Below are 19,664 nucleotides of genomic sequence, written 5' to 3'. Positions count from 1 at the left end.
GAATGCAATATATATTGGTGATTGGGAGAAGCAGAATGACGGAAACATCCGGCGACCGGCTGCAGAAGGTCCTGTCCGACATTCGCAAGGCGGAAGAAGAATTCGGCCGCAAGCCGGGACAAACCACCCTGGTCGCGGTCTCCAAGACCTTTGCCGAGGAGGATATCCGTCCTGTCCTAGATGCCGGTCAGCGCGTTTTCGGCGAAAACCGGGTGCAGGAGGCCATGGGCAAGTGGCCGGGTCTGCGCCAGGAGTACGAGGGCATCGAACTGCATCTGATCGGCCCGCTGCAATCCAACAAGGCCAAGGAAGCGGTCCAGACCTTCGATGTCATCCACACGGTCGACCGGGAAAAGATCGCTAAAGCTCTTAAGACTGAGATGGACAAGCAGGACCGGCACCTGCCGTGCTTCATCGAGGTCAACATTGGCGATGAACCGCAGAAGGCCGGCATTTCGCCCAGGGACACAGATGCCTTCGTCGCCTTCTGCCGGGACGAGATCGGTCTCAACATCATGGGGCTGATGTGCATCCCGCCGGTAGAAGACGCGCCCGGACCCTATTTCGCGCTGCTTCGAAAGATCGCCGAGCGGAACGGCCTGACACAGCTTTCCATGGGAATGTCGTCGGATTACGCGACCGCCGTCAGTTTCGGCGCCACTCATGTTCGCGTCGGCTCGGCCATCTTCGGTCACCGGGACTATCCGGCCTGAAGCCGCCGCTTACGGCGCATTTTTCCTCAGATTCCGGTTGCATGGAACGGCAAGCGCGCTTATAAGCCCCCGGTCCAGAGTCGTCCGGCTCTTCGGGGCACGTCTTTGCGCGTTCACATCTTGCGATGCGACCGGCAAGCTGGCCCCGGAAACACAGGGCATGCCGTGGCGACCTCTCGATGCACCAAAAACGAAGCGGCCGGGTAACCGGTCCGCGCCAATGAAAGGATGCAAAATGCCCAAGCTGAAGACCAAGTCTGGAGCCAAGAAGCGCTTCAAACTGACCGCGACCGGCAAGGTGAAGACCGCGCAGGCCGGCAAGCGTCATGGCATGATCAAGCGCACGACCAAGTTCATCCGCAACGCCCGTGGCACCACCACGCTGAGCGATCAGGATGCGAAGATCGTGAAGCAGTTCCTGCCTTACGCGTAATTAGCCAGTCTTTGAAGGAGTTCACATATGTCGCGCGTTAAAAGGGGCGTTACCGCCCATGCACGTCACAAGAAGGTTCTGAAGGCTGCCAAGGGCTACTATGGCCGCCGCAAGAACACCATCCGCGTTGCCAAGCAGGCCGTCGAGAAGGCAGGACAGTACGCCTATCGCGACCGCAAGGTGCGCAAGCGGAATTTCCGTTCGCTCTGGATCCAGCGCATCAATGCCGCCACCCGTGAGCACGGCCTGACCTACGGCCGGTTTATCGACGGTCTGAACAAGGCCGGCATTGAAGTCGACCGCAAGGTCCTGTCGGATCTCGCGATCAATCAGCCGGATGCCTTCAAGGCGCTGGTCGACAAGGCGCATGGCGCCCTGGCCTGAGCGGCTACTGATTAAATAGACGATAGAAAAGCGCGCTTCCGGATGGCAGCGCGCTTTTTTATTGCCGGAAGAGTGCTTTAGCCGCGCATAACTTCATATCCCGGTTGCGCCCAGGCGCTGCTGCTGCTGCTATTCCTTCTGCCTGGGGATGGGAAGAATGATGATGCGAAGCGCCGTTTTCTATGATTGCGAATATCTGACGATGGAGGGGGCCATGAAACGGCATTGGGCCGGTCCCATGGACCCGGATCCCATTGCCGTGCAGATCGGAGCGGTCAAGCTGGGTCTTGAAGGCGATTTCCCGGTTCTGGAGACGGAGCGGATCTACGTGACGCCGGTCGATCGCTTCGGCCGCGAATGCGCGCTGGATCCTTATTTCATCGATCTGACCGGCATCTCCCAGGAAACCGTCACATCCGAGGGTATTTCCCTTAAATCGGCGATTGACCGGCTGGCCGGGTTTTCCGACGGCGCCTGTCTCTGGTCATGGGGCAAGGACGAGCTCTATCTGTTGGGCATAAGCTGCTATGTCGCCGGTATCGATCCGGTGCTTCCTGCCCATCGATGCGGAAACGCCAGCCGTCTGCTTCTGAACGCCGGCATGCCCTATGAAGACATCCAGAAGACCAACAGCGGCCGGCTCGCGGACTATTTCGGGATCGATCATCCGCCGCTCAACGGCCATGACGCGCTTGACGATGCCATGTCGATCGCGTTGACCCTCCAGCATCTTTTGCGAAACGGGCGGCTTTCGCCAGGCGATTTCGATCTGTCCCGGGCGGATTGAAGGGAAACCCGGTGTACGACGGCTTTCCCCAGTTTCTCGGCAACGGCGGTCCGACCGACGACGGCCCTTGGCCGCTCTATATCTGGGTGGCGGCCGTGGTGTTCTTCCAGGCGCTGCCATTCTTCGGGGTAGAATGCCTGTTCGGCTGGTGCGCGGTCCAATCGGATAGATGGGTGATCTACGCCTTCGGTCTCGCCCTGCCGTTTCTCTTGGTTCCCGCGCTTATTTCCTGGGTCTGGTCGAAGTTCCGGTGACGCCGGATCGATGAGGCTTATTTTTTGCGAAAAGCGGAAAGCCAATCGGGTCTGTACTTTCACTTACAACCGGTAAAGCGAATTCACCTGCGTTAACCAATACGTGGCAAAACCCCCACGTTTGCGTGAACAAAGGTTAACAAATGCCATGCGCTGGCATACCTGTTGCGTGGTTTCGGTGTGGCACGCCACCGGCGTCCCGAACTGAAACATGTTGAGGCGTATCCAGTGCAAATTAACCCGGTTCCGGCCTTCGGGCGTTCCAATGTGAAGCGCAGGCGTCCCTTTCCGGGGGAGACCGAAGGCGACAGACAGGCCGTAGAACGGCCGAACCTTCCTGTTCCGGTGCAACCTGTTCATTCCACGCAGGATGTACCGTTTCCGGATCGCTATCATACGAACTCTGTTTTCCTCGCCCATCTGATCGCGACCCGCGATGCGGAGCGTTACGCGCCTCACGGCTGGAAGGCGGCGCCGGTCGCCGGCACGGCCGCTTACCGTGCAACCGCTGCCTTGCCGCGCAAGCGGGAAGCCGGTCATGTGATCTCGTCCGACTATTGAAACGGGCGGCAGGGCCTGACCCTCGCCAATCACGCAAACCGTGATCTGCAACACATCGCCGGAGACGGCGAAGCCTTAGAAAGGAATCAAGTTAGCTGAAACCCCGACAGGCCGCCGAACGGCCACCCAGGGAGACGAAAATGCAGGTCAATCCGGTTTCTTCCATTTCCTACCGCATCGTCCGCCCCAAGCGGGCCTCGATGGGTGAAACTGAAAGCGAGCGTCAGACCCATGTTTCGCCGTTCAGCAACTTGCGCGAGGCGGCCCGGAACGAATTTGAAGTCGTAACCCGGCAGCCCGCCCGCGCAAATGCGACGACGTCCTTCTTCGCCCAGCTGACCTCTCAGGATGATTTCGAAGCGGACGATGCCCATCAGCGGGACCTGAATACCCGTGCCGCTCATGCCTATTACCGCACCGCTGCTTCTCCCGCACCGGCTGCCACGACCGCATTCACGGTGTGACAGTCCGGAAGCGCCCCGGAAAAGGGCGCTTCCATTTGATTGTCCGGGTTCGAATCGGAAACGGAACGGTCAATAACCGGCCGCGTGGCCATCTTTGCGCGGGTCGGAACCTGCGATCAGCAATCCGTTTTTCTTGTCGATCATGATCGCCTGGCTGCCGCCGATCGGGCTTGCGGCCGGGCGGACCTCGTGGCCGAGCGCTGCCAGACCGTCAATCGTTGCGCGCGGGACCAGTTTTTCCGCTTCCAGCGCATGGTCGTCCATGTTGAAGAACATGCGCGGGAAATCGATGGCCGCCTGAACGTCCATGCCGTAGTCGATGATGTTGGACAGCAAATGGGCATGGCCGCAGGCCTGGTAGTGCCCGCCCATGACGCCGAAAGACAGCCACGGCTGGCCGCCCTTCAGGGCCATGGCCGGGATGATCGTGTGCATAGGCCGCTTGCCGCCGGCAATTGAGTTGGCGTGACCCGGCTTGGCCTTGAAGACCGCGCCGCGATTGTGAAGAAGCACGCCGCTGTCGGCGGCGAGGATACCGCTGCCGAATTCGTTGAAGATCGAATTGATAAAGGAAACGGTCAGACCGTCCCGGTCCACAACGGTCAGGTAAACCGTATCGGTCTGGGGTGCGAGACCGTTTCCCGGTACCTCGGGCATCCGTGTCGCCGGTGACATCATTGCGGCCAGCTGATCCAGATAGTCGTCGGCGATCAGACGGGGATGGCTGACGTCCATATAGCCCGGATCGGTGACGAACTTGTCGCGGACCGCGTAACCGATGCGCGCGGCTTCCATCTCCAGGTGGAAACGTTCCGGTCCGAGCGGATCGAGGCTTTCCAGATCGAAGCGTTCCAGAAGACCGAGGATCACCAGCGCAATGACACCTTGTCCATTGGGCGGCAATTCCGCGACCGTGTGGCCGCGGTAATCGCGCATGACCGGGGACACGGCGGTGGTGTGGCACGCCGCCATGTCGTCTTCGGTCATGAGGCTGCCGAGGGCGTTCAGGGTCGAAACGATGTCTTTGGCGACGGTACCGGTATAAAACGCCTCCGCACCGCCTTCGGCGATTGCTGACAAGGTATCGGCGAGTTTCGGATACTTCAGAAGCGTTCCGGGTTTCGGCGCAGCGCCGTCGACGAGATAGGCGGATTTCGTCGCCGGATTGGCGGCCAGCTTCTCGACGTTCTTTTCCCAGTCGCGGACCACACGCGGGGCCGCGTGAAAACCGCCGCGGGCATAGGATATCGCGCGTTTGAACAGGGTGTCGAAACCGCGGGTGCCATGGGCCTTCAGCAGAGTTTCCCAGGCGCGGACCGCACCGGGTACCGTGACCGCATGGGCGGAGGTCGGTGTGATTTCGGTAACGCCGAGATTGGCAAGCGCCTCCGGAGAACTGCCTTTCGGCGCTGCACCGGACCCGTTGAAGCCGGTCATGCGTCCGTCCGGTTCGGTTACGATGGCAAAGCAATCGCCGCCGATCCCCGTCATATGGGGTTCGACGACACACTGAACGGCAACCGCCGCGATTGCCGCATCAACGGCATTGCCGCCATCTTGCAGAACTTCAAGTGCTGCGCTCGTGGCAAGCGGATGGGAGGTCGCTGCGGCTGCTTCGCGGGCATAAACCGGGGAGCGGCCCGGGGCCTCAAAATCACGTCTCAAGGGGCGTCTCCAGAATTTTTCCTCCAGGGAGGAAATCCTTACCTGTTTTGGTTTCTGGCGAAAGGCGGGTCAGTCTGTTAGCAAGCTTCGCCAGAGGCAGCACATTACGGAGAACCGGGTCAATGGGCAAACTGACGCTTTCTATCGCCGAGAAAATCATTTCATCCGCATTCGAAAAAGCCGCGGATCTCAAGCTGAAACCCATGACTGTCGTCGTTCTCGATGCGGGCGGGCACATGATCGCCATGGCGCGCCAGGACGGATCTTCGATCATGCGGCCGCAGATCGCCGGCGGCAAAGCCTATGGCGCGCTTGCGGTCGGGGCCGGAACACGCTGGCTGAACGCCAATGCGGAAACCCGCCCTCATTTCGTACAGGCCCTGAACGGCGCTTCGGGCGGCCAGATCGTTCCGGTTCCGGGCGGTGTCCTGGTGAAAGACGCTGACGGCGAGGTTCTCGGTGCTGTCGGCGTGACCGGTGATACGTCCGACAATGATGAGGCCGCTGCCGTCGCCGGCATCGAGGCCGTCAAGCTCGTCGCCGATTGCGGCTGACACGGCCCCCTCGGCCAGTCACTTGAGCCAGTCACTTGAGCAGATCTGCCCGGCCTTGGCCGGGCAAGACACGTCGGGGCGGAACCGGACGGGAAAACGCGCTTTCTACTTCTTGTCGGACAGCGCGTTGATCTTGGCCTGCATCTCCGAGAGCTGACGCTTCATGTCATCGAGGTCGGACGAACCGGACTGTTCCGGTTTGGACGGGGCCGAAGGCGCCGAGGTTTCGCCGGTCGAAAACGGCATGAACATCTTCATGGCGCGTTCGAACATCTCGGTGTTGCGCTTGACCTGATCCTCGATGGCTTCGAAGGCGGTTGCGCCAAAGGCTTCGCTCATCTGGGACCGCAGCTTTTCCTGCTCCTTGGTGAGCGAGGTCATGGAATATTCCAGAAAGCTCGGCACCAGGCCCTGCATGCTGTCGCCGTAGAACCGGATCAGCTGGCGCAGGAACGTGACGGGCAGCAGGTTCTGCCCCTTGCCTTCCTGTTCGAAGATGATCTGTGTCAGGACCGAACGGGTGATGTCGTCGCCCGTTTTCGCATCATAGACGATGAAGTCTTCTTCCCCCTTCACCATCACCGCGAGATCCTCGAGGGTCACGTAGGTGCTGGTGCCGGTGTTGTAGAGCCGCCGGTTGGCGTATTTTTTGATGATCGTTGGCTCGTTGGTCTTTGCCATTCTTGTCTTCCGTTGCAAGGAGCCTCGCGGCAAGTTCCCGTTTGACGACAAGACGTTCTTCATCTCATGCCGTCTCTCCCGAGTTCCAGACTAAGCCAATCGGAGCGCAACTTGCCAGCGTTTTTGTGCAGAGCGACGAAAGGAGGATGCTGCGACTGCGAAAACTTGACGTATCGAAGGGCCATTCTAGTTGACTCACGGTTAACCAGAGTTTCTAGTCGCGAGCGAAACAACCGGTTCGCGTGCGCACCCGTTTTAGTGCCCATTCGGTTCGGTAGAATATGGTCGAAAGCCTGGAGAGAAACATGAGCGCTTCAACCGATGTCGTTATTGTCAGTGCAACGCGCACGGCCGTTGGATCCTTCAACGGTGCCTTTGCAAATACCCCAGCCCACGAACTTGGCGCTACCGTGATCAAAGCCGCCATGGAAAAGGCGGGTGTCAGCGGCGATGACGTGAACGAGGTTGTTTTCGGCCAGGTGCTGACCGCCGGTCAGGGACAGAACCCGGCCCGGCAGGCAGCAATTGCTGCCGGCATTTCGGATGGCGCGACGGCTTGGGGTCTTAACCAGGTTTGCGGTTCGGGCCTGCGTACGGTCGCCATTGCCGCGCAGCAGATCATGTGTGGCGACGCCAGCATCATGGTCGCCGGCGGTCAGGAAAGCATGTCGCTCTCTCCGCACTGCGCTCCGATGCGGGCCGGCTACAAGATGGGCGACTACAAGATGATCGACACCATGATCAAGGATGGCCTGTGGGATGCCTTCAACGGTTACCACATGGGTCAGACGGCTGAGAATGTCGCCCAGAAATGGCAGATTTCCCGCGATCAGCAGGATGAATTCGCCGTGGCCTCCCAGAACAAGGCCGAAGCCGCCCAGAAGGCCGGCAAGTTCAAGGATGAGATCACGGCCGTGACGATCAAGGGCCGCAAGGGCGACACGATCGTGGAAGACGATGAGTATATCCGCCACGGCGCGACGCTTGAAAGCGTTGCCAAGCTGCGTCCGGCCTTCACCAAGGACGGTACCGTAACCGCGGCCAATGCGTCGGGCATCAACGACGGTGCGGCGGCTCTGGTGGTCATGAGCGCGGCGGAAGCCGAAAAGCGCGGCCTGACCCCGCTTGCCCGTATCGCTTCCTGGGCGACCGCCGGCGTCGATCCCTCGATCATGGGCTCCGGTCCGATCCCGGCATCCCGCAAGGCCCTGGAAAAGGCCGGCTGGTCGGCTTCCGATCTGGATCTCGTCGAGGCCAATGAGGCCTTCGCCGCCCAGGCCTGTGCAGTGAACAAGGACATGGGCTGGAACCCGGATATCGTCAACGTCAATGGCGGCGCGATTGCCATCGGGCATCCGATCGGTGCATCCGGTGCCCGAATTCTGGTCACCCTGCTGCACGAGATGGGCCGCCGGGACGCCAAGAAGGGCCTTGCGACCTTGTGCATCGGTGGTGGCATGGGTGTTGCTATGTGCGTGGAGCGCTAATCCGTTCGGATTAGCCAGAATTGATATCTGTCATGGCAGGGCGTTCAATGCTTTGTCATGGCAGATGTGCATTTAGCCAGTGGAAGCGGTCCGGGGAATCGAAACGGCACCGCCCGAAGAAAAGTGGAGGAGCGGAATCATGAGTAAGGTTGCACTTGTCACCGGCGGGACACGCGGCATCGGCGAAGCGATCTCCAAGGGTCTCAAGGCTGCGGGCTATACGGTTGCCGCTACCTATCACGGCAATACGGAAAAGGCGGAAGAGTTCAAGGCCGCAACCGGTATTCATGTCTACAAGTGGGACGTTTCCCACCCGGACGAATGCGTTGCCGGCATCGCCAAGGTGGAAGAAGAGCTCGGTCCGGTCGAGGTGCTGGTCAACAATGCCGGCATCACTCGCGACGGCATGTTCCACAAGATGTCGTTCGAGCATTGGCGCGAGGTTCTTTCCACGAACCTGGACAGCATGTTCACCATGACGCGGCCCGTGATCGAGGGCATGCGCAGCCGCGGTGCCGGCCGGGTGATCAATATTTCCTCCATCAACGGCCAGAAGGGCCAGATGGGCCAGACCAACTACTCGGCGGCAAAAGCCGGTGTCATCGGTTTCACCAAGGCGCTGGCCCAGGAAAATGCCTTCAAGGGCATTACCGTCAATGCGATCTGCCCGGGCTACATCAACACGGACATGGTCGCGGCCATGCCGGAAAAGGTGCTGGAATCCATCGTTTCCGGAATTCCGGTCGGCCGTCTCGGCCATCCGGAGGAGATCGCTGCGACCGTCGTCTATCTGGCTTCGGATGCGGCTGCCTTCATGACCGGTGCGGTCATGACCATCAACGGCGGCCAGTACATCGCCAACGGCTGATCCGGCGTTCCGGGAGAATTGGGAGAAAGGCGTCCATCGGGGCGCCTTTTTTCGTTCGGGGTACCGAATTGCCGCACCGGTCTTGACCGGTGCCATCCTAACCCCCTATCTCGGGCTATGCGGTCCGGTCTGGGCTGCCCCTTAGAAACAGGCAGAGCCGATGGAATTTGAACACGCCCCGAATGATCCGACGCGCAAGGAACTGTCGCCGCTCCTGAAGCTTGCGCTTGAACTCGGCCCGCTGGGCGTCTTCTTTCTTTTCAATGCCCGAGGCGAACAGATCGCCAATGCCTTGCCGATGCTTCAGGCGCTGGGCAAGCCGATCTTCATCGCGACCGCGGCTTTCATGGTCGCGATCACGATCTCTCTCGTCGCGTCGCTCTGGTTGACCAGGCGCCTGCCGGTCATGCCGCTGGTGTCCGGTGCGGTCGTTCTCGTCTTCGGGGCGCTGACACTGTGGCTGCACGACGATCTTTTCATCAAGCTGAAGCCGACCATCGTCAACTGCCTGTTCGGCACCGTGCTTTTGGGCGGGCTGCTGTTCGGCAAGTCCCTGCTTGGTTATGTCTTCGACAGTGCGTTTCGGCTGAACGATGAAGGCTGGCGCAAGCTCACCTTCCGCTGGGGCCTGTTCTTTTTCGTCCTCGCGGCGCTCAACGAGATTGTCTGGCGCAATTTTTCGACCGATTTCTGGGTGAATTTCAAGGTGTTCGGCATCATGCCGATCACCTTCCTGTTCACGATGACCCAGTTGCCGCTGATCCAGAAACACGCGATCAGCGAAGAAACCGGCGACACCTGAAAAAGCTGTCTTAACCGTCAGTGATGTCCTTCGCCATGGGCGAAGCTGACGTCCCGGCGGGCGCCGGAAATAGTGATGGAAAAGCCTGCGATCACATCGATCAGTGCGATCGCCATCAGGATGAAAAACACGGACGTCGCCGCTTCGCGCACCACCAGGAACTCCACCAGGTAGCCGACGAATACCACCATCGAAAAAATGTGGTCGGTCAGCGCGACGACGCCGGTGCGGGTCGCCTTCAGCATTTCGATGAAAAGCAGGAAGAGCGCGGCGGTGATCATGACATCGCCGGCCACCATGGCGAAATTCGCACCCGATACCATGGTGAACTCGAACACGATGGTGCTCCAGATGTCACCCGCCGGCGCGCCGCCATTGGAAAAGGCCACAACGTTATAGGCGATCAGCGGCAGGATCGTGAGCGGCAGGGACAGAAGAAATTTCATAAAGGCCTCCGGAAAACGGCAACGACGGGCCGGCTGGATCCAGCCTAGCCAAAAAACAGGCGGCGGCACACAAACTTTCCGGCCGCAAACTCAAAAACGGGATTGAAAGTGCAAAAGCGGACATGAAAAAGGCCGACCCCGTAAGGGCCGGCCTAAATCTGTTTGCCGTGCGGCGATCCAGAGCTCAGACGTCGTCTTTCGGGCTCAGGATCTGACGGCCCCGGTACATGCCGGACTTCAGGTCAACGTGATGCGGGCGACGCAGTTCGCCCGAATCCTTGTCCTCAACGTAAGCCGGTTGCTTCAGGGCGTCCGCGGAACGGCGAAAACCGCGCTTCATGCGCGAGGTTTTTCTCTTCGGAACAGCCATTTTGTTCTTCTCCGTGGTCCATCGTCGCGCGGCCCGGACCGGGAAAGCCCGGGGCGTGGCATCACGCAGTGTGTTGGAATGGGCGGAGTTATACAGGGAACCCAGGCGTTTTGCCACCCCAAAGCGCAAAAATTCTTACATGGTCCGTAAAGCGCCGGGAATGCGCCCCGAAGCACCCTGTCACGGCTTGAGGACACAGTCGAAAATGGGGCCGGCCGACCTGATCCTGGCAAGGTTGGTGGCGGCGAGTTTCCGGTGCCCCGAGGATGGCTTCGCGGGGTTCCGGCCGAGCGGATTGGGCAGGGCCGTTGCCAGCCGCGCCGCCTCGACGCGGGTCAGATCCTTTGCTGATTTTCCGAACCAGGCCTGGGCGGCGGCTTCCGCCCCGAAGATCCCCTCCCCCCATTCGGCGATGTTCAGGTAGATCTCCATGATGCGCCGTTTGGTGAGCACGCCGTCGATCATGAGAGCCAGGGGCAGTTCCAGACCTTTCCGGATATAGCTGCGCCCGTTCCACAGAAACAGGTTCTTGGCCGTCTGCATGGTCAGGGTGCTTGCGCCGCGCGGCGCTTCGCCCTCGTTCACAAGCGTGTCGATCTGCTTTTCCAGGGCGGACCAGTCGACGCCGCCATGCTCGCAGAAGCTGCTGTCCTCTGAGGTGATGACCGAGCGCACCAGATGCGGGGAGATTTCGTCGATCGAGCGCCACTGCCGGTCGACCCATAAAAGTTGCGCGTAGCGGGCGAGCATCAGCGTGCTCACCGGCGGAACGACCGCGTAAATCACGGTCAGGACAAGCGGCAGTATGATCACCGCCGCAAGTCCTCTAAAGGTCCAGCGCCTGACACGCCTCAGTGTAACCGGCTGCGCCTTGTTGGAGGGCTTCGAAGCGTTCTTCGTCCCGCTAGGCTGTTTTCCGGATTTTTGAGGCTTTTTCACGCAGGTCCTTTTCATTATCGACGATAAAGTCGCGCACGATCGGGACCGCGTCGCGTTCCAGCGACAGCATTAGCTGAAACACCATGTTGTTGCCATGCAGGAAACTGATTTCGCAGGCGCAAAGATAGAATTCCCACATGCGGCAGAAACGTTCGTCGTAGAGTTCGGCGATCTTGTCCCTGTTGGCTTCGAACCGTTCCCGCCAGGCCTTGAGGGTGTAGTAATAGTGCAGACGCAGGATTTCCGTGTCGCAGACCCAAAGCCCGAGCCGTTCGATTGACTGCATGACTTCCGAAAGGGCAGGACAATAGCCGCCGGGGAAGATGTATTTCAGGATGAACGGTCCGGTCGTGCCCGGAGGCGCCATGCGGCCGATGGAGTGTATGACCGCATATCCGTCCGGTTTCAGGCAGTCCCGAACCTTGCCGAAATAGCCGTCGTAATTTCCGACACCGACATGTTCCATCATCCCGACGGACACGATCCGGTCGAACTTGCCGGTAAATTCCCGGTAGTCCTGTTTGACGAAGCGGACCTTTCGGTCCAGCCCGGCGGACGCGACCCGCTGTTCGGCAATCGCGATCTGTTCTCCCGAAACATTCAGGGAGGTCACATCGGCCCCGGCCCGTCCCATGTGCATGGCCAGGGACCCCCAACCGCCGCCGATTTCCAGAATGCGCATGTCCGGTTCGATATTCAGCTTGGCGAGAAGGTGGTCGAGTTTCGCGGCCTGCGCCTCCTCGAGGGTGTCCTCGGGCGAATTGTAATAGGCGCAGCTGTAATTCAGACCCTCATCCAGGAACAGCCGGTACAGGTCCGTGGAGAGGTCATAGTGGTGTTGCACATGGCGTTTGGTTTTGGAGACAAGCGCCTTTTCGTGGAACCTGCTCAGCTTGTTCCAGACCCGGGTAATCTGCTCCTGCAGCGGATAAAGCCCCTCGGGGGCAGGATTGACGAAAAACAGATCGATAAAATCGAGACAGGTCGTGCCCTCTTCCAGCGTCAGCGTGCCGTCCATATAGGCTTCCGCTGCCGCGAGTTCGGGATGAAGCACCAGCTTCCAGTGGAGTTTGGGATCATGAAAGCGAATGAATACTTCCGGCCCGTCATAACCTGAGCCGAATTCATGCTGTTTTCCATTCGCATCGACGATCCGGAGACGGCCTCGCTTGACGCAGGACTTCAGTAAGCTTGCTAGCATACGCATGATCACTGTTCCCTTATGGAGAAGGGATCAGCTTAATACTGCCATAAATATCAATGCAACCACGCTTATTAATAAATCCTGTCGGGACGGCTTGACGGGACCGGCTTTTCAGGACAGGGAACCGGTGACGATCTCACCACTTTCGCGACCGCCCTGCCCTTCGAAGCGCCGCGGTCCGCAGCAGCACGATTGGAACGGACTTTTGACGGACGAGTTTCAGGCACATCTGGCGAAATCGGCCGATCGGGTCGAAAGGGTCCTGGAAGACATTCTGTCCGCAGAGGCCCGCGAGGGCGAGACCGAGCGTCCGGAACGCCTCCTTGCGGCCATGCGGCATGCGGCGCTGGCCGGAGGCAAGCGGCTGCGCCCGATCCTGATGCTGGAAGCCGCGGCTCTTTTCGGCCGGGTCGATCAGGGCGTGCCCCTGGCGGCCTCGGCGCTGGAAATGATCCATTGCTATTCGCTGGCGCATGACGACCTGCCGGCCATGGACGATGACGATCTTCGCCGGGGGCTGCCGACGGTTCACAAGGCGTTCGACGAGGCAACGGCCATTCTCGCCGGTGACGCGCTGCTGACGCTCGCCTTCGATGTCATTGCCGACGATGAGGTGCACAGCGATCCTTCGATCCGGCTTCGTCTCAGCCGCGAGCTGGCGCGGGCGGCGGGGATCGGCGGCATGGCGGGCGGCCAGATGTTCGATCTGGAATCGGAGGGGCGCGACCGGAGCGAAGCGGAGATCCGGAAGCTGCAGGCCATGAAGACGGGCGCCCTGCTGCGCTATGCCTGCCGGGCCGGGGCGATCCTGTCGGATGCCCCGGAAGAATATATCGACCGTCTGACCCGTTTCGGGGAAATCATCGGCCTTGCCTTTCAGCTTGCCGACGATCTGCTCGACGTCGAAGCCAGCCCGGAAATTGCCGGAAAGGCCACGGGCAAGGATGCGGCCGCGGGCAAGGCGACGCTGGTGGGACTGTTCGGGGTGGAAAAGACCCGTGCGGAGCTCAACGCTCTTCTCGGCGAGGCAGAGGAGCTGCTTGCCCCCTTCGGAGACAAGGCGGCGGCCCTGTTGCAGCTTGCCCGGTTTATCGTCCAGCGGGACCGGTAAGCCGGCTATTTGCCGTGCGGGCGGCCGAAGTCCGGTGCGTCCGTGTCCTGGCCGGCCTCGATAATCGATTTGCGGATGCCGCGGGTCCGGGTGAAGAGGTCGAACAGCGCTTCCCCGTCGCCCCAGCGGATGGCCCGCTGCAACGCCGACAGATCCTCCGAAAACCGGGACAGCATCTCCAGGATGGCGTCCTTGTTGTTGAGGCAGACATCCCGCCACATGGTCGGATCGGAGGCGGCAAGACGGGTGAAGTCGCGGAAACCGGATGCGGAATACTTGATCACTTCCGACTTGGTGACCGTCTCCAGGTCGTCGGCGGTGCCGACGATGTTGTAGGCAATCAGCTGCGGCAGGTGGGAAACGATGGCCAGAACCAGATCGTGGTGCTGGACATCCATGACATCCACGTTGGAGCCGCAGGCCTCCCAGAACTTCGTCAGTCGCGCCAGCGCGTCCGGATCCGTTCCCTCCGGCGGCGTCAGGATGCACCAGCGGTTCTCGAACAGGGTCGGGAAACCGGCGTCGGGGCCGGAATGCTCGGTCCCGGCAATGGGATGGCCGGGGATGAAGTTCACGCCGTCTGGAACATGCGGGCCGACATCGCGGACCACGGAGGCCTTGGTCGAACCGACATCGGTGAGGATTGCGCCCTTCTTCAGGGACGGCGCGATCCATTTGGCCACGGCCCCATAGGCGCCGACCGGCACGCAGAGGATGACCAGATCGGCATTTTCCACCGCATCAACCGCGTTGATCGAATAGCTGTCGCCCAGGTTCAGTTCCTCGGCGCGCGCAAGGGTTTCCGGCGAGCGCGTGGAAATCGCGATTTCGCGGGCAAGCCCGCGGGCGCGGACGGCCTGGGCAATCGAGGAGCCGATCAGGCCGATCCCGATCAGGGCTATGCGGTCAAACAGCGGTTCGGACATGAAACAGACAGTACAGCTCGGATTATTGCTTCAGGAATTCAGCCAGGTTGGCGACGACGGCCTTGTTGGCCTCTTCGCTGCCGATCGACATGCGCAAGGCATTCGGCAGGCCGTAGTTGCCGACCAGACGCAGCACGCAGCCGCGCGACGACAGGAACGCGTCCGCATCGGTTGCCGTCTTGCCGTCCACTTCGGGGAAGTGGATGAGAATGAAGTTGCCGACGCTGGGGGTGACCGTCAGGCCGAGCTTTTCCAGCTCTTCCGTCACCCAGGGAAGCCACTGCTCGTTGTGATCGACCGCCTTTTCGACAAAGGCCCGGTCCCGGACCGCTTCGACGCCGGCGGCAATGGCCAGCCCGGAGACGTTGAACGGCCCCCGGATGCGGTTCAGCGCATCGATGACATGGGCGGGACCGAAACCCCAGCCGAGACGCAGGTTAGCCAGGCCGTAGATCTTGGAAAAGGTCCGGGTCATGATGACGTTTTCGGTCGTGGCCGCCAGTTCCATGCCGCTTTCATAGTCGTTACGGCGGACGTATTCGCTGTAGGCGGCGTCCAGCACCAGAATCACGTTCGGCGGCAGGTTTTCGTGCAGGCGCCGGACTTCGGAGAACGGCAGATAGGTACCGGTCGGATTGTTCGGATTGGCGATGAAGACCATTTTGGTCTTGTCCGTCACCTTCGCCAGGATCGCGTCGACGTCGGTCGTGAGATCCTTCTCGGGCGCGACGACCGGGGTCGCACCGGCGGCGCGGATCGCAATCTCGTAGACGAGGAAGCCGTGCCGGGAATAGATGGCCTCGTCGCCCGGGCCCAGGTAGGCATAGGCGATCAGGCTCAGGATTTCGTCGGATCCGGCGCCGCAAATGATGCGGTCGGGATTGAGGCCGTAAACGTCGCCGATGGCTTCACGCAGGTCCGTGGCGGCGCCGTCCGGATAGAATTCCAGGGTTCCGGCCAGCCGTGCGATGGCGTCCTGCGCCTTCTTGCTGGCGCCGAGCGGCGTTTCGTTGGAAGACAGCTTGTAGAGCTTCTTGCCGCCGGTCGCCTTGGATTTGCCGGGAACATAGGGCGCGATATCCAGCACGCCGGGCCGCGGTTTTGGCCGGTTTGAAAAATCGTTTTCCGTTTCCATCGCTGCGTCAGTCATTGTGCTCATCCTTCGGAGACGGCGGGTTCTTCCGATGCGAAGTCCTCGTCCGTGTCTCCCTCAACGTCAATCGGCGAGGCATAGCCGCCGACCTGTCTCAATACGTCCGGCTCTGCGCCGGCTTCGGCGCAGGCTGCCAGGATTGCGGCTTCGTCCAGTTCGGAGGAAACCGCCAGAAGCGCATCCACACCGCTCGCGGAGCGGTGGAAACTGATGACCTCGATGCCATGGCTCATCAGGCGGCCCGGCAGGACACCGTTCCAGCGGGCGTCGAAGACGAGCGTATCGGCGACTGCGCCGTCCGGGATCGCCCGCGAGATCACCAGTGCCGGCAGGTCCGCGGGACGTTCCTCAAGCACCAGGAACGGCAGGCGGGCGATGATCTGCGCACCGGTGTCGCTCAGACCGCGCCACCACGGCAATTCGGACCGCTCTTCGAGCGCGACGAGGCCGAGATCGCCTTTGGAGGCGGCAACGGAGCCGACCACATCGGCCGCATCGCCGCAAGGCTCCAGCTCGACGGTGAAGCCGAAATAGAACCGGGCCAGATCGAGCATCTCGGCCAGATCGGCGCTGCCGTCCAGATGAACCGCATAAGGCCCCTGCAGCAACGTGCAGGTGGAGATGATGTCGCGCCAGACATGCTCGATCATCGACAACGGCAGGGAACCGTCATGACGTTCGACCAGCTGGCGCATCATGTCGGCTTCCCGGTCGGGGCGGAACATGACGCCATTTGCGCCACTTGCCCGTTTTGCCGCCACGATCCCGTCGATGATCCGGGCACGCTCCATCAGCGCCTCGTGCAGACGCGCATCGATTTCATCGATCCGGGCGCGGAGCGTATCCAGCGATGTCACGTGATCGTGCGTCTGGTTCATGACCGGCCTGAAACCTCTTTGAAGCTCGTTTGTAACCATGGTTTGCGGCGCATAGTCATAGGCATCTGCCGCTGCAAAGGCAAAAGAAAACATTGACACCGACCCCAAGCCGCCCATAGGTCGTTTGGACCGATGGTCTATGGCGAGTTGAATCCGGAATATAACGTCCGGCCGATATTCCGCCCCGCGCCGAGTCGAGTGGACCGCTTCTTGCATCGATTGATCCAAGCGAAGTGCGGCCCGCGTCAATGAACGCGCGTGACCACTCCTGACAATCATTTCGAACATCAGACAAGCGAGTTCGCAACAGCTACGATGGCCGTGGAAATACCCGAGAGTGACGCTACACCCGACCCTTTGAACGAGGTGAATTCGCCGAGCAGCAAATGCGTCCATTTCGGCGTGGACCAGGCTTTGCCGCTGGATGGCGGGGGAACGCTCGGACCATGGCAGATCGCCTATGAAACCTACGGCACGCTCAACGCGGACAAGTCCAATGCCGTCCTGGTCTGTCATGCGCTGACCGGCGACCAGTACGTCGCCTCCACTAACCCGATTACCGGCAAGCCGGGCTGGTGGAGCCTCATGGTCGGGCCGGGAAAGCCGATCGATACGGACAAGTATTTCGTGATCTGCTCCAACGTGCTCGGCGGTTGTCTCGGCACGACGGGGCCGGCAAGCACAAATCCGGAAACGGGAAAACCCTACGGGCTGACCATGCCCGTGGTCACCATTCGCGACATGGTGCGGGCGCAGGCCCGGCTGGTCGATCACCTGGGCATCGACACGCTGTTTGCCGTTGCAGGCGGATCCATGGGCGGCATGCAGGTGCTGCAATGGGCGGCGAGTTTTCCCGAGCGGGTGTTTTCGGCCATTCCGATTGCGGCCGGCGCGCGCCATTCCTCGCAGAACATCGCGTTTCACGAGGTCGGCCGGCAGGCCATCATGGCGGATCCGAACTGGGCCGGCGGCGATTATATCTCAAAGGGCGTGCGGCCGACCAAGGGTCTGGCGGTGGCGCGCATGGCGGCGCATATCACCTATATGTCCGACGAATCGCTGCATCAGAAATTCGGCCGTAACCTGCAGGACCGGGACAGCCTGACCTTCGGCTTCGATGCGGATTTCCAGATCGAGAGCTATCTGCGGCACCAGGGCATGACCTTCGTCGACCGGTTCGACGCCAATTCCTATCTCTATGTGACCCGTGCGATGGACTATTTCGACCTGGCGAAGGAATTCGGCTCGCTGCCGAAGGCGTTTCAGGGGTCAAAGACCCGTTATTGCGTTATGTCCTTCACATCCGACTGGCTGTTTCCGACGTCCGAGAGCAAGGCGGTGGTCAAGGCGCTGAATGCGGCCGCCGCCAACGTCTCCTTCGTCGAAGTCGAAAGCGACCGCGGCCATGACGCATTCCTGCTCGATGTTCCGGAAATGTTTTCGACCATCCGCGGCTTCGTGACCGGGGCCGCCGCCGCGCGCGGCATCCCTGCCCCGGGAGGCCGCTGATATGGCGCTGACATCCCAGCTGACGATCGGAAATGACGTTCGCGGCGATTACCGCGTGGTGGCGGACTTTGTTCCGGAAGGGTCCCGGGTGCTCGACATCGGCTGCGGCGACGGCGCCCTGCTCGATATCCTGGTCCGCGAACGCCGTGTGGACGGGCGCGGAATGGAGCTTTCCCAGGACGGCGTGAACAAATGCGTCGAACGGGGCCTTTCTGTCGTCCAGGGCGATGCGGACGAGGATCTCACGGACTATCCGGACGGCGCCTTCGATGTGGTCATCATGAGCCAGACGCTGCAGGCGACCCATGATCCGAAAGGCGTGCTGCAGGAACTTCTGCGCATTGGTGACCAGGTGCTCGTCTCGATCCCGAATTTCGCGTTCTGGAGAAACCGCATGCAGCTTCTGTTCCGGGGCCGGATGCCGGTGACCAAGTACCTGCCCTACGAATGGTACGACACCCCGAACATCCATTTCTGTTCACTCAGCGACTTTGTCGAGCTTTGCGAGGAGCTGGAGGCAACGGTCGTGGATACGGTGATACTGGACGGTCAGGGCAACAAGATTCCGGTCAGGGCTCCCTGGTGGATGTGGAACATCGTCGCCGAACAGGCGGTCTTCCTGTTGGAGCGCTGATCAGGTCTTTTTCAGAAATTCCGGATTTCCATGCGTGCGCCGGATTGGTTTCATGCCGGCGGGCGCGCCATCGGGAATGAAGACCGGTTTCAGGACCCGCAACGGGCTGCGTTTGCCGTCCGCCGGCACGCCCCGGAAAACCTGCTTTTCCGCTTCCATGATCAGGAGGCCGCTGAAGGCGGGCCAGAAGCGTTTGCCGATGCCTTCCCAGGTCCGGGCGGAGCGGAGCACGAAACGGGCCCTTGTCGGCGGCATGAACAGCGCTTCCGTGTCGCGCATGACCTCGAACTGGGATCCGCGCAGCAGCGCCTTCAGCTGGCTGCGCGAATAGGGCCGGCCGTAGCCGAAGGGCGAGAGTTCCGACTGGGACCACAGCCCGCGGCGGTTGGGCACCACCGCGATCATCCGTCCGCCGGGGGCAAGCACGCGCCACGTCTCCCTGAGCAGTTCGCCCGGATTGGCGCAATGATCGAGCGCATGAACCACGATGGCCCGGTCGAAGGCGGCATCGGAAAACGGCAGCCGGTCGTCTTCCACCAGCGCGGCCGCATTGTCGGCTTCCCGCGGCCAGGGAACGGCGCCCTGCTGGGCCGGCATGGCGGCGATGCAGCGCTCCGCGCTCGGCAGATAGGGCCGCATGAAGGGCCCGGCATAGCCGACCCCCAGGAGGCTCTGGCCGGTCAGGTCCGGCCAGAACGTGCGGATCTGTCCGCCGATCAGCACACGCAGAAGCCGGCCGATAGGCAGATCATAAAAGGTTCTCAGATCGGCAACGTCGAGATACATGCAGGCTTCCGTTTCAACGCCGGTTCCTCACCAAACCCGGCGCCGCGCGATTGAA

At 61.0% G+C, this 19,664-nt stretch carries 24 protein-coding genes; 14 read left to right on the top strand and 10 right to left on the bottom strand.

The annotated features are described in order from the left end of the window. Nucleotides 1–35: 35 nt before the first annotated feature. The 7 genes from HK439_RS09670 (at nucleotide 36) to HK439_RS09640 (ending at nucleotide 3,596) form a co-directional block, all read left to right on the top strand. Entirely contained in the window at nucleotides 36–713 is a 678-nt protein-coding gene (locus HK439_RS09670) for a YggS family pyridoxal phosphate-dependent enzyme (RefSeq protein ID WP_190291199.1), read from the top strand. A 235-nt stretch (nucleotides 714–948) separates the two neighbouring features. After that, the gene (gene rpmI / locus HK439_RS09665; protein WP_190291198.1) at nucleotides 949–1,146 is read left to right on the top strand and encodes a 50S ribosomal protein L35; all 198 of its coding nucleotides are present in this window, start codon (nucleotides 949–951) and stop codon (nucleotides 1,144–1,146) included. A 27-nt stretch (nucleotides 1,147–1,173) separates the two neighbouring features. Beyond that, nucleotides 1,174–1,530 (top strand): 50S ribosomal protein L20, encoded by a 357-nt coding sequence (gene rplT, locus HK439_RS09660; protein WP_190291197.1) that lies wholly within the window; start codon nucleotides 1,174–1,176, stop codon nucleotides 1,528–1,530. A 214-nt stretch (nucleotides 1,531–1,744) separates the two neighbouring features. After that, nucleotides 1,745–2,317 carry an exonuclease gene (locus tag HK439_RS09655; protein WP_328804129.1) on the top strand — a complete coding sequence of 191 codons (573 nt, stop codon included), beginning with the start codon at nucleotides 1,745–1,747 and terminating at the stop codon, nucleotides 2,315–2,317. An 11-nt stretch (nucleotides 2,318–2,328) separates the two neighbouring features. After that, a complete protein-coding gene (locus HK439_RS09650; protein WP_190291195.1) occupies nucleotides 2,329–2,571 on the top strand; it encodes a hypothetical protein in 243 nt (80 codons plus the stop codon). 228 nt (nucleotides 2,572–2,799) lie between these two features. Continuing rightward, complete coding sequence (locus HK439_RS09645; protein ID WP_190291194.1) at nucleotides 2,800–3,132, top strand: hypothetical protein; 333 nt, start codon at nucleotides 2,800–2,802, stop codon at nucleotides 3,130–3,132. Between the two features lie 140 nt (nucleotides 3,133–3,272). Beyond that, the gene (locus tag HK439_RS09640; protein ID WP_190291193.1) at nucleotides 3,273–3,596 is read left to right on the top strand and encodes a hypothetical protein; all 324 of its coding nucleotides are present in this window, start codon (nucleotides 3,273–3,275) and stop codon (nucleotides 3,594–3,596) included. A 69-nt stretch (nucleotides 3,597–3,665) separates the two neighbouring features. Here HK439_RS09640 and ggt read toward each other — a convergent pair whose 3' ends face one another. Next, a complete protein-coding gene (gene ggt, locus HK439_RS09635; protein ID WP_190291192.1) occupies nucleotides 3,666–5,261 on the bottom strand; it encodes a gamma-glutamyltransferase in 1,596 nt (531 codons plus the stop codon). 122 nt (nucleotides 5,262–5,383) lie between these two features. Here ggt and HK439_RS09630 point away from each other — a divergent pair, with 122 nt between their 5' ends. Beyond that, on the top strand, nucleotides 5,384–5,815 hold the full coding sequence (locus HK439_RS09630) for a GlcG/HbpS family heme-binding protein (protein ID WP_190291191.1): 432 nt from the start codon (nucleotides 5,384–5,386) through the stop codon (nucleotides 5,813–5,815). A gap of 105 nt (nucleotides 5,816–5,920) precedes the next feature. On the opposite strand, the gene phaR is transcribed toward HK439_RS09630, so the two are convergent. Continuing rightward, nucleotides 5,921–6,496 carry a polyhydroxyalkanoate synthesis repressor PhaR gene (gene phaR, locus HK439_RS09625; protein WP_190291190.1) on the bottom strand — a complete coding sequence of 192 codons (576 nt, stop codon included), beginning with the start codon at nucleotides 6,494–6,496 and terminating at the stop codon, nucleotides 5,921–5,923. 305 nt (nucleotides 6,497–6,801) lie between these two features. On the opposite strand from phaR, the gene HK439_RS09620 reads away from it, so the two are divergent. The 3 genes from HK439_RS09620 to HK439_RS09610 all read left to right on the top strand — a co-directional run bounded on the left by HK439_RS09620 (nucleotide 6,802) and on the right by HK439_RS09610 (nucleotide 9,653). Further along, a complete protein-coding gene (locus HK439_RS09620; RefSeq protein WP_190291189.1) occupies nucleotides 6,802–7,983 on the top strand; it encodes an acetyl-CoA C-acetyltransferase in 1,182 nt (393 codons plus the stop codon). Nucleotides 7,984–8,122: 139 nt separating this feature from the next. Further along, complete coding sequence (gene phbB / locus HK439_RS09615; RefSeq protein ID WP_190291188.1) at nucleotides 8,123–8,851, top strand: acetoacetyl-CoA reductase; 729 nt, start codon at nucleotides 8,123–8,125, stop codon at nucleotides 8,849–8,851. A gap of 160 nt (nucleotides 8,852–9,011) precedes the next feature. Then, nucleotides 9,012–9,653: a septation protein A gene (locus HK439_RS09610; RefSeq protein ID WP_190291187.1), complete on the top strand. Its 642-nt coding sequence runs from the start codon at nucleotides 9,012–9,014 to the stop codon at nucleotides 9,651–9,653. Between the two features lie 17 nt (nucleotides 9,654–9,670). On the opposite strand, the gene HK439_RS09605 is transcribed toward HK439_RS09610, so the two are convergent. The 4 genes from HK439_RS09605 to HK439_RS09590 all read right to left on the bottom strand — a co-directional run bounded on the left by HK439_RS09605 (nucleotide 9,671) and on the right by HK439_RS09590 (nucleotide 12,615). Beyond that, the gene (locus HK439_RS09605; RefSeq protein ID WP_190291186.1) at nucleotides 9,671–10,099 is read right to left on the bottom strand and encodes a hypothetical protein; all 429 of its coding nucleotides are present in this window, start codon (nucleotides 10,097–10,099) and stop codon (nucleotides 9,671–9,673) included. Between the two features lie 184 nt (nucleotides 10,100–10,283). Then, nucleotides 10,284–10,469, bottom strand: coding sequence for a 50S ribosomal protein L32 (gene rpmF / locus HK439_RS09600; RefSeq protein ID WP_190291185.1), 186 nt, complete (start codon nucleotides 10,467–10,469; stop codon nucleotides 10,284–10,286). Nucleotides 10,470–10,649: 180 nt separating this feature from the next. Next, nucleotides 10,650–11,423, bottom strand: a complete 774-nt coding sequence (mtgA, locus tag HK439_RS09595) for a monofunctional biosynthetic peptidoglycan transglycosylase (RefSeq protein WP_190291184.1) — start codon at nucleotides 11,421–11,423, stop codon at nucleotides 10,650–10,652. After that, a complete protein-coding gene (locus HK439_RS09590; protein ID WP_190291183.1) occupies nucleotides 11,374–12,615 on the bottom strand; it encodes an SAM-dependent methyltransferase in 1,242 nt (413 codons plus the stop codon). The genes mtgA and HK439_RS09590 overlap by 50 nt, the downstream gene beginning before the upstream one ends. A 202-nt stretch (nucleotides 12,616–12,817) precedes the next feature. On the opposite strand from HK439_RS09590, the gene HK439_RS09585 reads away from it, so the two are divergent. After that, on the top strand, nucleotides 12,818–13,723 hold the full coding sequence (locus tag HK439_RS09585) for a polyprenyl synthetase family protein (protein WP_419247584.1): 906 nt from the start codon (nucleotides 12,818–12,820) through the stop codon (nucleotides 13,721–13,723). Nucleotides 13,724–13,728: 5 nt separating this feature from the next. Here the strand turns inward: HK439_RS09585 and HK439_RS09580 are convergent, their stop codons facing one another. Genes HK439_RS09580 through HK439_RS09570 form a run of 3 tightly spaced genes read right to left on the bottom strand, consistent with a single transcriptional unit; the run spans nucleotide 13,729 to nucleotide 16,773 of the window. Further along, nucleotides 13,729–14,649 carry a prephenate/arogenate dehydrogenase family protein gene (locus HK439_RS09580; RefSeq protein WP_190291181.1) on the bottom strand — a complete coding sequence of 307 codons (921 nt, stop codon included), beginning with the start codon at nucleotides 14,647–14,649 and terminating at the stop codon, nucleotides 13,729–13,731. 22 nt (nucleotides 14,650–14,671) lie between these two features. Next, complete coding sequence (gene hisC, locus HK439_RS09575; RefSeq protein ID WP_209011683.1) at nucleotides 14,672–15,808, bottom strand: histidinol-phosphate transaminase; 1,137 nt, start codon at nucleotides 15,806–15,808, stop codon at nucleotides 14,672–14,674. Continuing rightward, nucleotides 15,805–16,773, bottom strand: a complete 969-nt coding sequence (locus HK439_RS09570; protein WP_190291180.1) for a chorismate mutase — start codon at nucleotides 16,771–16,773, stop codon at nucleotides 15,805–15,807. Before HK439_RS09570 ends, hisC begins: the two co-directional genes overlap by 4 nt. A gap of 222 nt (nucleotides 16,774–16,995) precedes the next feature. Here HK439_RS09570 and metX point away from each other — a divergent pair, with 222 nt between their 5' ends. Together metX and metW are read left to right on the top strand one after the other, a co-directional pair. Beyond that, on the top strand, nucleotides 16,996–18,189 hold the full coding sequence (gene metX / locus HK439_RS09565; protein WP_190291270.1) for a homoserine O-acetyltransferase MetX: 1,194 nt from the start codon (nucleotides 16,996–16,998) through the stop codon (nucleotides 18,187–18,189). Between the two features lies 1 nt (nucleotide 18,190). Then, entirely contained in the window at nucleotides 18,191–18,823 is a 633-nt protein-coding gene (gene metW, locus HK439_RS09560; protein ID WP_190291179.1) for a methionine biosynthesis protein MetW, read from the top strand. On the opposite strand, the gene HK439_RS09555 is transcribed toward metW, so the two are convergent. Further along, on the bottom strand, nucleotides 18,824–19,609 hold the full coding sequence (locus HK439_RS09555) for a methyltransferase domain-containing protein (RefSeq protein WP_190291178.1): 786 nt from the start codon (nucleotides 19,607–19,609) through the stop codon (nucleotides 18,824–18,826). Nucleotides 19,610–19,664 lie beyond the last annotated feature (55 nt).

The sequence above is a fragment of the Roseibium aggregatum genome (genome assembly GCF_014692675.1).
GTDB classification, from domain to species: Bacteria; Pseudomonadota; Alphaproteobacteria; order Rhizobiales; family Stappiaceae; genus Roseibium; species Roseibium aggregatum_C.
This window is presented reverse-complemented; position numbering and strand designations above follow the sequence as displayed.

Excerpts from the sequence above, each read along its gene's own strand:
- rpmI (WP_190291198.1), top strand. The coding sequence starts at position 949 with ATGCCCAAGCTGAAGACCAAGTCTGGAGCCAAGAAGCGCTTCAAACTG.
- phbB (WP_190291188.1), top strand. The coding sequence starts at position 8,123 with ATGAGTAAGGTTGCACTTGTCACCGGCGGGACACGCGGCATCGGCGAA.
- HK439_RS09605 (WP_190291186.1), bottom strand. The coding sequence starts at position 10,099 with ATGAAATTTCTTCTGTCCCTGCCGCTCACGATCCTGCCGCTGATCGCC.
- mtgA (WP_190291184.1), bottom strand. The coding sequence starts at position 11,423 with ATGAAAAGGACCTGCGTGAAAAAGCCTCAAAAATCCGGAAAACAGCCT.
- HK439_RS09610 (WP_190291187.1), top strand. The coding sequence starts at position 9,012 with ATGGAATTTGAACACGCCCCGAATGATCCGACGCGCAAGGAACTGTCG.
- HK439_RS09570 (WP_190291180.1), bottom strand. The coding sequence starts at position 16,773 with ATGTTTTCTTTTGCCTTTGCAGCGGCAGATGCCTATGACTATGCGCCG.
- rplT (WP_190291197.1), top strand. The coding sequence starts at position 1,174 with ATGTCGCGCGTTAAAAGGGGCGTTACCGCCCATGCACGTCACAAGAAG.
- HK439_RS09555 (WP_190291178.1), bottom strand. The coding sequence starts at position 19,609 with ATGTATCTCGACGTTGCCGATCTGAGAACCTTTTATGATCTGCCTATC.
- metW (WP_190291179.1), top strand. The coding sequence starts at position 18,191 with ATGGCGCTGACATCCCAGCTGACGATCGGAAATGACGTTCGCGGCGAT.
- phaR (WP_190291190.1), bottom strand. The coding sequence starts at position 6,496 with ATGGCAAAGACCAACGAGCCAACGATCATCAAAAAATACGCCAACCGG.
- HK439_RS09620 (WP_190291189.1), top strand. The coding sequence starts at position 6,802 with ATGAGCGCTTCAACCGATGTCGTTATTGTCAGTGCAACGCGCACGGCC.
- rpmF (WP_190291185.1), bottom strand. The coding sequence starts at position 10,469 with ATGGCTGTTCCGAAGAGAAAAACCTCGCGCATGAAGCGCGGTTTTCGC.
- HK439_RS09640 (WP_190291193.1), top strand. The coding sequence starts at position 3,273 with ATGCAGGTCAATCCGGTTTCTTCCATTTCCTACCGCATCGTCCGCCCC.
- HK439_RS09630 (WP_190291191.1), top strand. The coding sequence starts at position 5,384 with ATGGGCAAACTGACGCTTTCTATCGCCGAGAAAATCATTTCATCCGCA.
- HK439_RS09580 (WP_190291181.1), bottom strand. The coding sequence starts at position 14,649 with ATGTCCGAACCGCTGTTTGACCGCATAGCCCTGATCGGGATCGGCCTG.
- hisC (WP_209011683.1), bottom strand. The coding sequence starts at position 15,808 with ATGAGCACAATGACTGACGCAGCGATGGAAACGGAAAACGATTTTTCA.
- HK439_RS09655 (WP_328804129.1), top strand. The coding sequence starts at position 1,745 with ATGAAACGGCATTGGGCCGGTCCCATGGACCCGGATCCCATTGCCGTG.
- metX (WP_190291270.1), top strand. The coding sequence starts at position 16,996 with ATGGCCGTGGAAATACCCGAGAGTGACGCTACACCCGACCCTTTGAAC.
- HK439_RS09670 (WP_190291199.1), top strand. The coding sequence starts at position 36 with ATGACGGAAACATCCGGCGACCGGCTGCAGAAGGTCCTGTCCGACATT.
- HK439_RS09590 (WP_190291183.1), bottom strand. The coding sequence starts at position 12,615 with ATGCGTATGCTAGCAAGCTTACTGAAGTCCTGCGTCAAGCGAGGCCGT.